Source organism: Gordonia sp. McavH-238-E (assembly GCF_022348225.1).
In the GTDB taxonomy this organism is placed as follows: Bacteria; Actinomycetota; Actinomycetes; order Mycobacteriales; family Mycobacteriaceae; genus Gordonia; species Gordonia terrae.
Genome location: NZ_JAKRFE010000015.1, coordinates 104,655 through 119,231, shown reverse-complemented (window position 1 = coordinate 119,231; position 14,577 = coordinate 104,655). Strand labels below are relative to the sequence as shown.

General features: G+C 69.7%; 14 protein-coding genes. 8 read left to right on the top strand and 6 right to left on the bottom strand.

Going from position 1 to position 14,577, the window contains the following annotated elements; all coding sequences use genetic code 11:
• Position 1: 1 nt before the first annotated feature.
• Positions 2-88 (top strand): IS3 family transposase, encoded by an 87-nt coding sequence (locus MHN80_RS25945; protein WP_374206312.1) that lies wholly within the window; start codon positions 2-4, stop codon positions 86-88.
• Between the two features lie 88 nt (positions 89-176).
• On the opposite strand, the gene zapE is transcribed toward MHN80_RS25945, so the two are convergent.
• Positions 177-1,190, bottom strand: coding sequence for a cell division protein ZapE (gene zapE, locus MHN80_RS20875; protein WP_239403482.1), 1,014 nt, complete (start codon positions 1,188-1,190; stop codon positions 177-179).
• A gap of 35 nt (positions 1,191-1,225) precedes the next feature.
• Here zapE and MHN80_RS20870 point away from each other — a divergent pair, with 35 nt between their 5' ends.
• The 4 genes from MHN80_RS20870 to msrB all read left to right on the top strand — a co-directional run bounded on the left by MHN80_RS20870 (position 1,226) and on the right by msrB (position 5,548).
• Positions 1,226-2,026 carry a pyrimidine reductase family protein gene (locus tag MHN80_RS20870; protein ID WP_239403481.1) on the top strand — a complete coding sequence of 267 codons (801 nt, stop codon included), beginning with the start codon at positions 1,226-1,228 and terminating at the stop codon, positions 2,024-2,026.
• A 77-nt stretch (positions 2,027-2,103) separates the two neighbouring features.
• Entirely contained in the window at positions 2,104-3,714 is a 1,611-nt protein-coding gene (locus MHN80_RS20865; protein ID WP_239403480.1) for an alpha/beta hydrolase, read from the top strand.
• Between the two features lie 60 nt (positions 3,715-3,774).
• Positions 3,775-5,079, top strand: coding sequence for a glycosyltransferase family 87 protein (locus MHN80_RS20860; RefSeq protein WP_239403479.1), 1,305 nt, complete (start codon positions 3,775-3,777; stop codon positions 5,077-5,079).
• Between the two features lie 37 nt (positions 5,080-5,116).
• Complete coding sequence (gene msrB / locus MHN80_RS20855; protein ID WP_101818957.1) at positions 5,117-5,548, top strand: peptide-methionine (R)-S-oxide reductase MsrB; 432 nt, start codon at positions 5,117-5,119, stop codon at positions 5,546-5,548.
• A 15-nt stretch (positions 5,549-5,563) separates the two neighbouring features.
• On the opposite strand, the gene hemQ is transcribed toward msrB, so the two are convergent.
• The 3 genes from hemQ to hemE are packed head-to-tail and all read right to left on the bottom strand — an operon-like array spanning position 5,564 to position 8,787.
• A complete protein-coding gene (gene hemQ / locus MHN80_RS20850) occupies positions 5,564-6,259 on the bottom strand; it encodes a hydrogen peroxide-dependent heme synthase (RefSeq protein ID WP_004018825.1) in 696 nt (231 codons plus the stop codon).
• Between the two features lie 57 nt (positions 6,260-6,316).
• Positions 6,317-7,723: an FAD-dependent oxidoreductase gene (locus MHN80_RS20845; protein ID WP_239403478.1), complete on the bottom strand. Its 1,407-nt coding sequence runs from the start codon at positions 7,721-7,723 to the stop codon at positions 6,317-6,319.
• Positions 7,723-8,787, bottom strand: coding sequence for a uroporphyrinogen decarboxylase (gene hemE / locus MHN80_RS20840; protein WP_082932142.1), 1,065 nt, complete (start codon positions 8,785-8,787; stop codon positions 7,723-7,725). Before hemE ends, MHN80_RS20845 begins: the two co-directional genes overlap by 1 nt.
• Positions 8,788-8,878: 91 nt before the next feature.
• Here hemE and MHN80_RS20835 point away from each other — a divergent pair, with 91 nt between their 5' ends.
• The 3 genes from MHN80_RS20835 (at position 8,879) to MHN80_RS20825 (ending at position 11,328) form a co-directional block, all read left to right on the top strand.
• Positions 8,879-9,505, top strand: a complete 627-nt coding sequence (locus MHN80_RS20835; RefSeq protein ID WP_033203548.1) for a DUF3000 domain-containing protein — start codon at positions 8,879-8,881, stop codon at positions 9,503-9,505.
• Positions 9,502-10,779, top strand: coding sequence for an HRDC domain-containing protein (locus tag MHN80_RS20830; RefSeq protein WP_239403477.1), 1,278 nt, complete (start codon positions 9,502-9,504; stop codon positions 10,777-10,779). The genes MHN80_RS20835 and MHN80_RS20830 overlap by 4 nt, the downstream gene beginning before the upstream one ends.
• 120 nt (positions 10,780-10,899) lie before the next feature.
• Complete coding sequence (locus MHN80_RS20825) at positions 10,900-11,328, top strand: SRPBCC family protein (protein ID WP_239403476.1); 429 nt, start codon at positions 10,900-10,902, stop codon at positions 11,326-11,328.
• 13 nt (positions 11,329-11,341) lie between these two features.
• On the opposite strand, the gene MHN80_RS20820 is transcribed toward MHN80_RS20825, so the two are convergent.
• Both MHN80_RS20820 and dxs read right to left on the bottom strand, forming a co-directional pair.
• Positions 11,342-12,505: a glutamate--cysteine ligase gene (locus MHN80_RS20820; RefSeq protein WP_374206399.1), complete on the bottom strand. Its 1,164-nt coding sequence runs from the start codon at positions 12,503-12,505 to the stop codon at positions 11,342-11,344.
• 31 nt (positions 12,506-12,536) lie between these two features.
• Positions 12,537-14,495, bottom strand: coding sequence for a 1-deoxy-D-xylulose-5-phosphate synthase (gene dxs / locus MHN80_RS20815; protein ID WP_239403475.1), 1,959 nt, complete (start codon positions 14,493-14,495; stop codon positions 12,537-12,539).
• Positions 14,496-14,577 lie beyond the last annotated feature (82 nt).

Here is a 14,577-nt window from a genome sequence, read left to right as displayed (position 1 = left end):
CATCCAGTGGTACAACCACAACCGCACCTCCGAACGCCTCGAGGGTCTAAGCCCGGTGCAATACCGGACTCAGACCCTCGTGGCGTAACCTCCCGAATTACCAGTCCAACTCCTGGGGACCAGTCCAGCGGACCGGCTGGGTTTACGGAAAAGGGGTGGGTTTGCCGGTTACGTTGTCAGGCAGCCGACTCCGCGAACCGCGAGAGCGCGAGCAGGCGGGACGTGGCACGCAGGTACTTCTTGCGATAGCCGCCGGCGAGCATCTCGTCGGTGAAGATCTCGTCGAGCTTCGCGCCGGCAACGGTGACCGGGATGTGGGCGTCGTACAGGCGGTCGGCGAGCACCACCAGGCGCAGCGCCACCGACTGGTCCTCGGCCGGGTGCACTCCCGAGATGCAGACCAGGGAGACGCCGTCGACGAGATCCTTGTACTTCGACGGGTGCAGCGTGCTGAGGTGATCGCACAGGGCGTCGAAGTCGTCGAGGGTCGCCCCCTCGGTGGACTCGGCGATCTCGGTCAGTTCGGACTCGCTTCGCGGCTCCGGCGCGGGCGGCAGGTCACGGTGGCGGTAGTCGGGGCCGTCGACACGGATGGTCTCGAACACCGCGGACAGTTTGCGGATCTCCCGCAGGAAGTCCTGGGCGGCGAACCGGCCCTCGCCGAGCTGGCCGGGAAGCGTGTTCGAGGTGGCGACGATCGAGACGCCCTTGGCGGTGAGCTCGGTGAGCAGGCGGGAGACGAGCATGGTGTCGCCCGGGTCGTCGAGTTCGAACTCGTCGATACACAGCACCGTGTGCTGCGAGAGCCGCTCGACCGCGTTGACGAAGCCGAGCGCACCGACCACGTGGGTGACCTCCACGAACGTCGCGAACGACTTCGGCGCGGGCATCGAGTGGTAGATCGATGCCAGCAGGTGGGTCTTGCCCACGCCGAAACCGCCATCGAGGTAGAGACCGACTCCCTGGGCCGGCGCCTTCCGCGAGAAGAGGCCCTTCTTCCCGGAGCGCGCCTTGGACGCCCGCACGACGAAGTCGCGCGCCTTGGCCACCGCCTCGGCCTGCGACGGCTCGTTCGGGTCCGGGATGTAGGAGTCGAAGCTCACGTCGTCGAACGTCGACGGGGGCACCATCTCGTCGATGAGTGCGTCGGGCGAGGTCGCAGGGTTGCGATCGCAGAGTCGGGCCACCATGTGTGGAGAGTAGCCATCCGCGGAATGATGAATACATGTTCCACCTGCAGAAAGCGACCCAGGTCACATCCGACGACGAGCTGGGCCGGTTGGCCGAGCTGTACCGGTACCCACCGCGCCCGGCGTCGGGTTCCGACGCCGCCACCCCCTTCGTGCGCGCCAACATGGTGTCGTCGATCGACGGTGCGGTCACCTACGACGGTAAATCCGGCGGACTCGGCGGACCCGGCGACAAGGCCCTGTTCCGCGTGCTGCGCGGACTGGCCGACGTCATCCTCGTGGGTGCCGGTACCGCGACCACCGAGGGGTACGGCCGGCCCCAGGCCGACGACGCGCTCGCCGCGCATCGCGAATCGCTGGGGCAGGCACCCGCGCCGGCACTGGCGCTGGTGTCTCGGTCGTTGTCCATCCCACCCGACTTCGAGCCCGTCGCCGACCCGAACACGGTCGTCCTCACCTGCACGAACGCCCCCGCGGATCGTCGACGCGCGTTGATCGACGCAGGCGCGACACTGGTGGACTGCGGTGACGACACCGTCGCGACGTCGGCGATCCTCGAACACTGCACCGACCGCGGATGGTCCCGCGTGCTGTGCGAGGGCGGACCCCGTCTGCTCGGTTCCCTCGTGGCAGCCGACGCCCTGGACGAACTCTGCCTCACCACGAGCCCGCACCTGGTGGGCGGCGACGCCGGACGCATCGTGACCACCGGCGGCGCGGAGTCCGGTGGAGCATCCGCCGTCCTGCACGCGCTGCGCCCGGCGTCGATCCTCACCGACGACGACGGGTTCGTGTTCACCCGATGGCTCCGCCACGGGCGCTCGTCGACCCGGTGACCCATCGGGTCCCATCCCGACGCGCCCCCGAACCCGGCCGGGGCGTCTTCGCGGTGGCGTTGACTACTCTCGCGGACATGCCAAGAGCGCACACCCCGGCCGTCGGCGTAGGACCACGCACCCGTCCGAGGGCTCTCGCGGGTGTCGTCGCCGGCGCGGTCGCGGCGATCGTCCTGTCCTCCTGTGCCGTCGGCCCCGATCGCGGACCGGACCTGATCCCGGGTGGTGGCGGCCAGCAGGGGCCTGCCCCGTCCTCGTCGACCGCCCCGCCGGTGCCGGCGCTCGCGGCGCCGAAGACCGATCTGGCGTGGAGTGACTGTGCCGCCGAGACGACCGAACGGTACGGGGTGGCACGTCCGGAGGGTGTGACCATCGAGTGCGCCGAGTACGACTCGCCCATCGACCGCGACAAGCCGGACGGCGAAGCGGTCTCGATCGCGGTGACCCGCGCCCGGACGGCCGAGACGCCACCCGATGCCGCGCCGCTCGTCCTCACCTCCGGCTCGGACCTGCCGTCGTCGCGAACCCTGATGGTCATGACGGCCGGACCGGGACGGGCGCTCCTCGCGTCGCACCCGGTGGTCGCGGTCGACCATCGCGGGATCCCACTCAGCACCGACATCGACTGCATGACCCGACTCGAACGCGAGACGATCGCGAACAACGGACTCACCGATCGAGGGACGACCACCGACGCGCGGATCTCCCGGCTCGCATCGGCAGCGTCGTCGGCGTCCGACGGCTGTACCGAGACACTCACCCCGTACCAGCTGAGTTTCGGGGCGACGAACGCCGCCGCAGATCTCGAGTCCCTTCGTCAGCGCTGGGGGGTCGAACACCTCGGACTCATCGGCGCCGGCGAGGGTTCCGATGTCGTGCTCGCCTACGCCTCCCTGTACGGCGGGCGCGCCGGGCGGATCATCCTGGACACCCCGACGCCGTTCGGCGCGAACGCGCGCGACCGCGCCCTGTCACAGGCGCGGGGCGTCCAGGTGGCGCTGCAGGGCTTCGCACAGCGCTGTTCGGCGCTGGGCGGCTGCGCCCTCGGCACCAATGGAGTCGCGACGATGACCCGCGTGCTGACCAAGGCGCGCGCAGGCGAGCTCCCCTCCCTGTCGGACACCGCCGCGCTCAACGCGATCACGACGACCCTCGCCCTCGCCTCGGACCGGCCGCAGTCTCTCCTCGACCTCGCCGACGCGATCGCGGCCGCCGACCGCGGGCAGACCGCCGCGCTCGTCCGTCTCGCCGATCGCGCCGCCACCCTCCGGCTTCCCGACGGCGCCCTGGTCTCCCGGTGCAACGACGTCACCGGACCGGTCGGTCAGAACGAGGTGCCGGGTCTCGTGGACGCGTGGTCGAAGCAGAACCCTCTCACCGGGGCCGACAGCGCGCTCTCGCTCGTCCGGTGCAACGGCTGGGCCTCGGGCAATCCGGTCCGGCCGCCCACGTCGCTGCCGGCCGACCCGTTGATCCTCAACGGGACACGCGACCCGATCAACGGCGGCGAGGGAGCCGCCGCCCTGGTCCCGCTGTTCATGAACGCCGACGCCGAACCGGTGACGGTCGCCTGGGACGGACTGGGGTTCTCGGTGCTGGGCCGGAGCGCCTGTGCCGCCGAGGTGGTCACCGAGTATGTCGACCGGGCCCCGCTGCAGGGGCCGACTCAACGCGGCTGCCCGACCTGAGCAACGCCGGAGGCGCGCTCGGGGTTCTGAGCTCGACGGCGAGCGTAGTACGGTTCGCGGGTGGCGAATCTCGACAGGTATCTCTATCCACCGATGAGTGCTCAACGGATCATCCCGATGGTCCTGTGGCCGATCAGCCTGCTCATGGTCGTGCACCGCTCGGTGTTCCTGGGCGTCAACGGTGACCGCACCGACGACTTCAAGCCGGTGTACGCCGCCGCCTACAACTTCCTGAACAACCTGCCGGTCTACGGCGAGAACTACGCCACCGTCGACCCGCACTACCTCTACCCGCCGTCGGGCACCCTGCTGATGGCACCGGTGGCGATCATCGACTACGAGCGCGCCCGCTGGGCCTTCATCGCCGTCAGCGTCATCGCGCTTCTCATCTGCGCCTACCTGCTCACCCGGATGTTCGGCTACGCCCTCGACTCGTGGGTCATGCCGACGGTCCTGTTCTTCTTCTTCAGCACCGAGACCGTCTCGCACACACTGATCTTCACGAACTTCAACTCGTTCGTACTGCTGGGACTGATCGCATTCCTCATGCTGATGCTCAACCGGCACGATTGGTGGGCCGGTGTACCGATGGGATTGACCCTGGCCGTCAAGCCGGTGCTGGCGCCCCTGATGCTCCTGCCGCTGCTCAACCGCCAGTGGCGGGTGTTCGCCCTCGCCATCGTGATCCCGGTCGTCTTGACGGTCGTCGCCTGGCCCCTCTCGGTCGACGCGAACGACTTCATCAGTCGGACGGTCCCGTACCTCGGGGAGGCGCGTGACTACTACAACAGCTCGATCGCCGGCAACGGTGCCTACTTCGGTGTCGCCCCGTGGCTGATCCTGCTGCTGCGCGCGGCGTTCGTGCTGATGGCCGCGTTCTCGCTGTGGTTCCTGTACCGCTACTACCGCAAGACCAACGAGCTGATGTGGCTGGCGGTCTCGTCGGGAGTCCTGCTGTGCACCACGTTCCTGGTCGGTTCACTCGGTCAGGGCTACTACTCGATGCTCCTGTTCCCGCTGCTCATGACGGTGCTGCTCCCCGGGTCGCCGATGCGCAACTGGCCTGCGTGGCTCGGTGTCTACGGCTGTATGACCTTCGACGGCTTCTACTCCGACCGATGGACGGCGTTCGGCTGGATGGTCGAGTACAACAAGGTCACGTGGGGCTGGTCGCTGCTGATGATCGCGGTGTTCTGCTCGCTGCTGTTCCGCTACCTCGACATGCGGTCCGACGGGGTGGCCGGCATGGTGCCACCGGTCCGGGCGGAGTCCGATGCGCCGCGTGTCCCCGCCGGCGGGATCGACGCCTCCGCCGACGCGGCCACCAGCGCCGAGGACGCGGTCAGCCTGTCGAAACAGCGCTGACACAGTCGGTCCGGCCACGCGCGCTACCGTGGAGGACATGACCGACAGCACCCCGTCGACCGACGCCGAGAATCTCGCCGATCTGACCGACGACCAGTGGAAGCAGCGCCTGACCCCCGCCGAGTACCGGGTCCTGCGCCAGGCAGGCACCGAAGCACCGTTCACCGGCGAGTACACCGACACCAAGACGGTCGGGGTCTACCGGTGCCGCGCCTGCGACGCCGAGTTGTTCCGCAGCGAGCAGAAGTTCGAATCGCATTGCGGCTGGCCGTCGTTCTTCTCCCCGTTGGCCGGTGACAGGATCATCGAGGTCGAGGACAACTCACTCGGCATGCGGCGTGTCGAGGTGCTCTGCGCGAACTGCAAGAGCCACCTCGGTCACGTCTTCGCCGGTGAGGGTTACGACACCCCCACCGACCTCCGCTACTGCATCAACAGCATCAGCCTCAAGCTGGAGTCCGCCGACTAGCGTCCGCTCCCCGGCTCAGGGCAGCGCGTCGATCAGCGCGGACACCTCGACGCGCGGACCGGTGAAGAACGGCGTCTCCTCGCGGACGTGCAACCGGGCCTCGGTGGCGCGCAGGTCACGCATCAGATCGACGATGCGGTGCAGTTCGGGCGCCTCGAACGCCAGCAGCCACTCGTAGTCGCCGAGCGCGAACGACGACACGGTGTTGGCGCGGACGTCCTTGTACGCACGGGCCGCCTTGCCGTGGTCGGCGAGCATCTTGCGACGCTCCTCGTCGGGCAGCAGGTACCACTCGTAGGACCGCACGAACGGGTACACGCAGATGTAGTTGCCGGCTTCCTCGCCCGCGAGAAACGCCGGGATGTGGCTCTTGTTGAACTCGGCCGGGCGATGCAACGCGACGTTGCTCCACACCGGGTTGCACGCGCGTCCCAGAACCGTCTCGCGGCGAAACCTGGCGTAGGCGGCCTGGATCGGCTCGACGTCTTCGGCGTGCCACCAGATCATGAAGTCGGCGTCGGCGCGCAGTCCGGACACGTCGTAGACACCGCGCACCACGACGCCGCTGTCCTCGAGCGACTTGAAGAAGTCCGCGGCATCCGATTTGGCCTGATCACGATCGGCGCCCAGTTCACCGGGGCGGACCGCGAACACCGAGAACATCAGGTAGCGGATCGTCGAGTTGAGTTCTGCGTAATCCAAGCGGCTCATGGAAGCCATCGTGCCACCGCAGCCCACCCGACGACGAGGCAGGTCAACCCTGCCGGGTCACGCCAGATCGTCGAGTAGTTCGGCCACCGCGCGACCGGCCCGGCCGATGCAGGCCGGCACCCCGACCCCGGCGTACGACGACCCGGCCAGGGTGAGACGCGGGGGCCGCACACTCAGCACCTGCGCCATCGCGGCGAGGTGTCCGGGCGCATAGACCGGCAGTCCCTCGTCCCAGCGCTGCACGTACACGTCGACGACCCGCGACGACACCGGCGGGACGCCGGCGGCCCGGCACACCTCGTCGAGATCCTCGAGCGCATCGTGCCGCAACCGCTCGTCGACCCCGGGTTCGGTGGTCTCATCCGGAACCGGCGCACCGAACCGTCCGAACGACGCCCGGACCGACACCGGCCGGCCGGTGTCGGACAGGTGGGCCCACTTCTGCGAGCTGAACGTGAAAGCCTTGGCGCGCAATCCTTCTCCGGTGCCCACCAGCACGCCGGAGTGTTCGGGTAGCACCGTTCCCGGCGCAAGCGCGATCGACACCACGACGGAGGAGGCGCGCCGGACCGCCCGCAGCGGAGCGGACAGCTCCGGCACGGACCGGTGCAGCAGGTCGCCGGCCCGCCAGGCGGGCACCGCCAGGATCACCCCGTCGTACGGTGGCCGATCCACGGCACCATCGGATCCGAGCACCCAACCGTCTGCCGACGGAGTGACATCGGTGACGGGACCGGCCATCTGCGGATCGATACCGGCCGCGGTCCGCAGGGCGTCGAGGAGGACCGCGTAACCGCCCACGAGCGCACCGAAGACGGGGCCGGAGGCACCCGCGCCGGCGGTGATGAGGGCGTCGACGGCGGCACTGAGCGACGGCGTACCCGCGTCCAGACTCGTCGCGAGGGCCGGGAGCGCCTCACGGACCCCGATGTCACGGGCGAGACTGGAGTACACCCCGCCGAGCATCGGATCGACGCTCCGAGCGACGACGGAGGGCCCGAACCGCTCGGCGACCAGCTCCCCGACGGACATGTCGGCGCCGGCCTGCCAACTCAACGGCCGTCCGGGTTCGTCGGCCATCCGAACGAGGTCGGCGGGGTCGGCGAGACCCTCGACGACCGCCGGGCCGGCCGGGATCCCCATCAATGCCGGACCGGGCAGCGGATGCAACCGCTCCCCCGACCACACGGCGGGACGCCGCGGTGTCGGTGAGACGATCCGGTCGGCGAGGCCGAGTTCGGTGACGAGGTCGAGCGCCTCGGGACGCCGGACGATGAACGCCTCGGCTCCGACGTCGACGGCCCGCTCGCCGACGGTCGCGGTGTGCAGCACACCACCCAGCCGTCCGGATGCCTCGACGAGGTCGATGTGGGCGTCGGACCCGAGCGCACGACGAAGGCGGTACGCGGCGGTCAGGCCGGAGATCCCGCCGCCGACGATCGCGATCCGGACGCGCGGAGACATCAGAGGCTGTGGATCACTTCGACGGCCCGCGTCAGCACATCCGGGTCGGTGCCGGGCAGCACGCCGTGACCGAGGTTGAAGATGTGCCCGATCGCCCCGGCCGCCACCGCGCGGTCGCCGTCCGCGACGACCCGCCGAACCTCACTGTCGACCACGTCCTGTCCGGCGAACAGGAGTGTCGGGTCGAGGTTGCCCTGCACGGCCTTGCCCGGACCCACCCGGCGGACGGCCTCCTCGAGCGGCACGCGCCAGTCGACGCCGATGACGTCGGCGCCGACATGCGCCATGGGCGCGAGGAGCTCACCGGTGCCCACGCCGAAGTGGATGCGCGGCACCCCGTATTCGGCGACCTCGGCCAGCACGCGGGCGCTGTGCGGCGCGACGAAACGCTGATAGTCGGCGGCCGATAGCATGCCGGCCCACGAGTCGAACAGCTGGATCGCGTCGACGCCCGCGTCGAGCTGGACGCGCAGGAACGCGATGGTGATGTCGGCGAGACGTGCCATGAGTTCGCCCCACGTCTCCGGGTCGCCGTGCATCATCGCCTTGGTCCGCTCGTAGTTGCGGCTCGGCCCGCCCTCGATGAGGTACGAGGCGAGGGTGAACGGCGCACCGGCGAAGCCGATCAGCGCCGTGGCGTCGCCCAGTTCGCCGAGCAGGAGTTCGATGGCCCGCGCGATCGAGCCGACGGCAGCGGGCTCCAGTCGCGGGATGCGCGACACCGCGTCGGGCGAGCGCACCGGCTCCGCGATCACCGGTCCGGTTCCGGCGACGATGTCGAGGTCGATGCCTGCGGCCTTGAGCGGCACCACGATGTCGGAGAAGAGGATCGCCGCGTCGACGTCGTGCCGGCGGACGGGCTGCATCGTGATCTCGCAGACCAGTTCGGCGTCGAAGCAGGACTCCAGCATGCCGTGATCGGCGCGGATGGCCCGGTATTCGGGCAGCGACCGGCCGGCCTGCCGCATGAACCACACCGGACGGCGTGAGGGGGTCGCGCCGGTGGCCGCGGCGACGAGCGGCAGGTGCGACCTATGGACCCGGGTACCAGTTGCGTTCGACATCACCGCTTACTCTGCCATGCCCCCCGATCCCGCACGTGTGGTGTCGGCGCGCCTCCGCCGTGGCCGGGCGCGCCCGCCCTACGGTCGAACGGTGACCTCTTCGGGAGCTCCGGACGAGCCTGCTGATTTCCGCGCGGCGGTGGAGTCGCTGCATGCTGCCCGGGTGCGCCGCGAGATCGAGGTCGGACCCATCCGCCCACCGCAGCGCCTGGCGCCTTACAGCTACGCTGTCGGCGCCGAGGTGCGTCCGCCCGAGGACCTCGACGTGGTGCCCACCGATTCGCAGGGCAGCGCGTTCGGGCGACTCATCCTGCTCTTCGACCCCGCGGGCCAGGATGCCTGGAACGGCACCATGCGTCTCGTCGCGTTCCTACAGGCCGAGGTCGAGGCCGCACTGGCCATGGACCCCCTGCTGCCCGAGGTGGCCTGGAGCTGGATCAGCGATGCGCTCGGCGTACCGGTCGGCGCGACCGCCACACCGGAGGGGTCGGCGCACCGCGTCGAGGTGACCGCCCTCGGTGGCACCGTCACCTCCACCACGTCGGTCCGTTACGGCGACATCGCCGGGCCGCCGCGCGCACACCAACTGGAGGTGCGGGCCTCGTGGACCGCACTCAGCGCGGACGGGCTCGGGAGCCATCTCGAGGCGTTCTGCGATGTCCTCGCCTCCGCAGCCGGTCTCCCACCGGTCGGGGTGACCGAACTCGGCGCGACGTGAACGATCCCGCGCCCGACGACCCGGCTCCCGACGACCCCACACCGGAGGTCACCCCACTGCTCCAGCCGGCCGACGGCGTACCCCCGGTCCTCGCAACGGCCGCCGAATTCGCAGACGCCGCAGCAGCTCTCGCGGCGGGCAGCGGACCGATCGCCGTCGACACCGAACGCGCATCGGGCTACCGCTACTCACAACGGGCCTATCTGATCCAGATCAAACGACACGGGTCGGGCAGCTTCCTGCTGGACCCCATCGGCGATCCGGACGCACTGGCACCGGTGATCGACGCTCTGCGCGGACCGGAGTGGGTGCTGCACGCCGCCGACCAGGACCTCCCGTGCCTGCGTGAACTCGGTTTCGAGTGCGTCGAGCTGTACGACACCGAACTGGCCGGACGCCTCCTGGGCCTGGCCAAGGTCAACCTGGCGGCGATGGTGGCCGAGTTCCTCGGGCTCGGGCTCCTCAAGGGTCACGGTGCGGCCGACTGGTCGCGTCGTCCCCTGCCCGACGAGTGGCTCAACTATGCCGCACTCGACGTCGAGGTCCTCGTCGAACTGCGTGATGCGATGGACGCCGCGCTCGCCGCGGCCGGCAAAGACGGTTGGGCGCGTGAGGAATTCGCATACATCCTCTCCCGGCCGCCCGCCCCGCCGCGCACCGACAGGTGGCGCAAGACCTCGAACATCCACACCGTCAAGTCGACCCGCGCACTGGCTGCTGTGCGCGAATTGTGGACCGCGCGTGAGGAATTGGCGCAGCGCCGGGATGTCGCACCGGGCCGTGTCCTGCCCGACACCGCGATCGTCAACGCCGCGACCGTGAACCCCGAGTCCATCGCCGAACTCACCAAGTTGCCGGTCTTCGGCGGTCCGCGGCAACGACGCCAGGCCGGGATCTGGCTGTCGGCGCTGCAACGGGCCCGCGAGATCCCCGACAGCAAGCTCCCGTCGCGCAAGACGACCGGGCCGGGCCTGCCACCGGTCAGTCGCTGGGATCAGCGCAATCCGGAGGCCGCAACGCGACTGCAGACGGTGCGTCCGGCGCTGAAAGAGATCGCCGAAAGCCACACCCTGCCGATGGAGAACCTTCTCGCTCCCGATGTGGTGCGGCAACTGTGCTGGGACGGGCTGCCCGAGCCGATCACGGCCGCGGCGCTCGATGCGCACCTGGCCGCTGCGGGCGCCCGCGTCTGGCAGCGGACACTGTGTGCCGAGCCCCTGACGCAGGCCCTCCTCGAAGCCGCTCGACCAGGGCCGACAGCAGCGGGCGAGTAGCCACACCGCGTCGTTCGCGTACATTCGGTCACGACCCGAATGCGAACCACCCGAGTGCACGAACCGCCCGGGGGAAGTCATCTTCCCGAGCGGACCACCTCCTGCGATGGGAGCAGTTCTGTGGCCACAGTCTCCGTCGGCATCGACTCCGACCTCGACCCCAGCGCGGCCTGGGCTCTCGCGAGCGACCTCTCGCGCTTCGACGAATGGATGACCATCTTCGGCGGCTGGCGTTCGCCGGTGCCCGACACGATCGCCGAGGGAACCACCATCTCGTCGCTGATCAAGGTCAAGGGCTTCCGCAACGTCATCCACTGGACGGTCACCGATTACGACGAGCCGCGCCTGATCGCACTCTCCGGAACCGGACGCGGCGGCGTGAACATCGATCTGGCGATGAAGGTCGACGAGATCGTCGACGGCTCCCACTTCGACCTCTCGGCCGAGCTGTCCGGCGGGCTGCTCAACGGCCCGGTCGGCCGGCTCGTCGCCAAGGTACTGGAAGCCGATGTGCACAAGTCGATCTCGAACCTGGCGACGCTGCGCTGAACCCTGGCTGTGGTCAGCCGGCCCGGCGCAGCGTGGCCGCCCGGACGACGGCGAGCGCCGACCCGGACTCCTCGAAGATCCGCCGCTGCCGGGTGGCCCCGTTACCGTCCCGTCGCATCACACTCAGCGCCTGCTCGACGTGCTCACGTTCGCCGAGTCGGTCGAGCGCGGGTGCGAGGGTCGTGAGCAGCTGATCGACGCGGGTCCAGATGGACATCAGAGCCCCGGTCGCCGGGTCCAGCGCGCGGTCGTCGATCCCGTCGTGAGCGGCGATCCAATAGGCGGCGGACAGAAGCGCCGGATCGAGGACCGCGCCGGAGCGTGACCGTCGTCCCCCGTGCTGCAGGTCGTCGAGAGCGCTCATCACCGCGGCCCGGACGACGGTGGCGAAGACCTGTGTTTCCTCCGCCCGCATCTGCACGTCGCCGACCCGTACCTCGACCGTGGGTAGGTGATCCGACGGTCGGGCATCCCAGTAGAGCATGTGCGGATCCAGGATCGCGCCGGTCGCGACGAGGAGCTCGACGGTGTCGGCGAAGTGCTCGGCCGAGCGCAGATGCGGCGGTGGGCCCGATGCCGGCCACCGCGACCACAGCACCGACCGCCAGCTCGCGTGGCCCGAGTCCGCGTCGCGATAGATCGCCGAGTTGGCCGCCAGCGCCAGCAGCAGGGGTAGCCACGGCCGCAGCCAGTTGCACACCGCGACCGCCGTCTCGGTGTCGGGCACGCCCACGTGGACGTGGCAACCGCTGATGCCCTGTTCGTGGGCGAGCATGCCGTAACGGTCGGCGATCGCGCGGTACCGGCCGGTGTCGGTCACCGGGAACGAGTCGGGCACGCGCGGCGGCCCCCCGCACGCGACCACGTCGACACCCACCTCCTCGGCGGCCGCGGCCAGGATGTCACGTAGCCGACGGAGGTGATCGCCGATCTCCGGACCCGAGCCGGCCGTGGGCGTCGCGATCTCGATCTGCGAGGAGGTGAGCTCCAACTCGAGGTCGAGACCGTGCGCCGACGCCGCCGCAGCCACCTCACGATTGCGCCCGACCGGCCGTCCGGTTTCCCGGTCGACCAGGACGAACTCCTCCTCGACCCCGAGGGTCGGTGCCGGCGGGTCATCGTTCACCAGGTGAAAATGCCCAGCCGCGGTACCGGCCAAACCGGACCTGTCCGGCATGGGGACCGTCGCGTTCAGTCCGCTGCGGGTGTCAGTCCTCTGCGCGGCTCTCCGCCGCGTCGGGCGCGTTCTGGATCGCGTGGTCGAGGCCCGGCCCGGCCTGCATGCCCGACACCGTGGCGGTGATCGACCGGGCGAGGTCCTGTGCGGTCAACCCGAGATCGGCGAGGATCTCACCCCGGGAGGAGTGGGGGACGAATTCCTGCGGGATGCCCTTGATCTGCACCGGCACCAGCACCTCGGCCGTCGACAGCGCGGTCGCGACGGCGGAACCGACACCGCCGCTGGTGCATCCGTCCTCGAGGGTGACGACCAGCCGATGGCGGCGCGCCACCTCGACCACCGATGTCGGTACGGGCAGCACCCACCGCGGATCGACGACCGTCGCGTCGATGCCCTGACGCGCGAGGCGTTCGGCGGTGTCCACGGCCAGTCCGCAGAACGCGCCGACCGCGACGATCAGCACGTCGCCGCCGGCCGGGCCGAGGTCACGGTCGGTCCGGTGCAGTACGTCGACCCCGTCGTCGAGCCGCTCGACGGCCCGGATGTCCTCGGGGACCGCGCCTTTGGAGAACCGCAGCGCGGTCGGACCGTCGGCGACACCGAGTGCCTCGTCGAACTCCTCGCGAAGCCGGACCGCGTCCCGCGGTGCGGCCACCCGCAGACCGGGCACCATCGCCATGAGCGAGAGGTCCCACATGCCGTGGTGGCTCGGACCGTCGGGGCCGGTGATGCCGGAACGGTCGAGGACGAGCGTCACCGGCTGCTTCAGCAGCGCGACGTCCATCAGCAGCTGGTCGAATGCCCGGTTGAGGAACGTCGAGTAGATGGCGACGACCGGATGCAGTCCGCCGAGGGCGAGCCCGGCCGCCGAGGTCATCGCATGCTGTTCGGCGATGCCGACGTCGAACATGCGATCCGGGTAGCGATCGCCGAACGGGGTGAGTCCGGTCGGTCCGGGCATGGCTGCGGTGATGGCGACGACGTCGGGGCGGTTGGCGCCGGCGTCGAGCAGCGCGGCGGAGAACACCGCGGTCCAGTCCTGCGGTGACACACTCGTGGGTCGCCCGGTGACCGGATCGATGATCCCGGTGGCGTGCATCAGGTCGGCGACGTGGTTCTCGGCGTGGGCGTACCCCATGCCCTTGCGGGTCACGGTGTGGACGATCACCGGTCCGCCGAAGTCGCGGGCCTGGCGCAGAGCCGATTCGACCGCGTCGATGTCGTGACCGTCCACGGGCCCGACGTACTTGAGACCGAGGTCGGTGAACATCGCCTGCGGCGCCAGCAGATCCTTGAGTCCGCTCTTCATCCCGTGCAGGACCGCATAGGCCGGTTCACCGACGACGGGCACCTGCTTGACGACGCGCCGCCCCTCGTCGAGGAACTTCTCGTACCCCGGCTGCAGCCGGAGCCCGGACAGATGGCTGGCCAGACCGCCGATCGTCGGCGCATACGAGCGCCCGTTGTCGTTCACGACGATGACCACCGGGCGATTGCAGGCCGCGATGTTGTTGATCGCCTCCCAGCACATACCGCCCGTCAGAGCGCCGTCACCGACGACTGCGACCACCGTGCGGTGCGACTGACCGGTCAGTTCGAAGGACTTAGCCAGCCCGTCCGCGTACGACAGCGCCGCCGAGGCGTGCGAGGACTCCACCCAGTCGTGTTCGGACTCCGCGCGTTCCTGGTAGCCGGTGAGCCCGGCGCGCTGACGCAGCTGATCGAAGCCGTCCTTGCGTCCGGTGACGATCTTGTGGACGTAGCACTGGTGGCCGGTGTCGAACAGGATCGCGTCCGACGGCGAGTCGAAGACCCGGTGGATGCCGAGCGTCAGCTCGACGACACCGAGATTCGGACCGAGGTGCCCGCCGGTGGCCGCGACCTTCTCGATCAGGAACGTCCGGATCTCGGACGCGAGGGTTTCCATCTCCTCGTCCGACAGCGGCCGGAGATCGGCCGGTGAGCTGATCCGGTCGAGCACACCCATCGTTTCCTCCATCACCGGCGCGAGGCCGGGTCGGCTGTTGTGCCGACGACGTCCGGCACATGTCAGGTCAGTCTACGGAAGC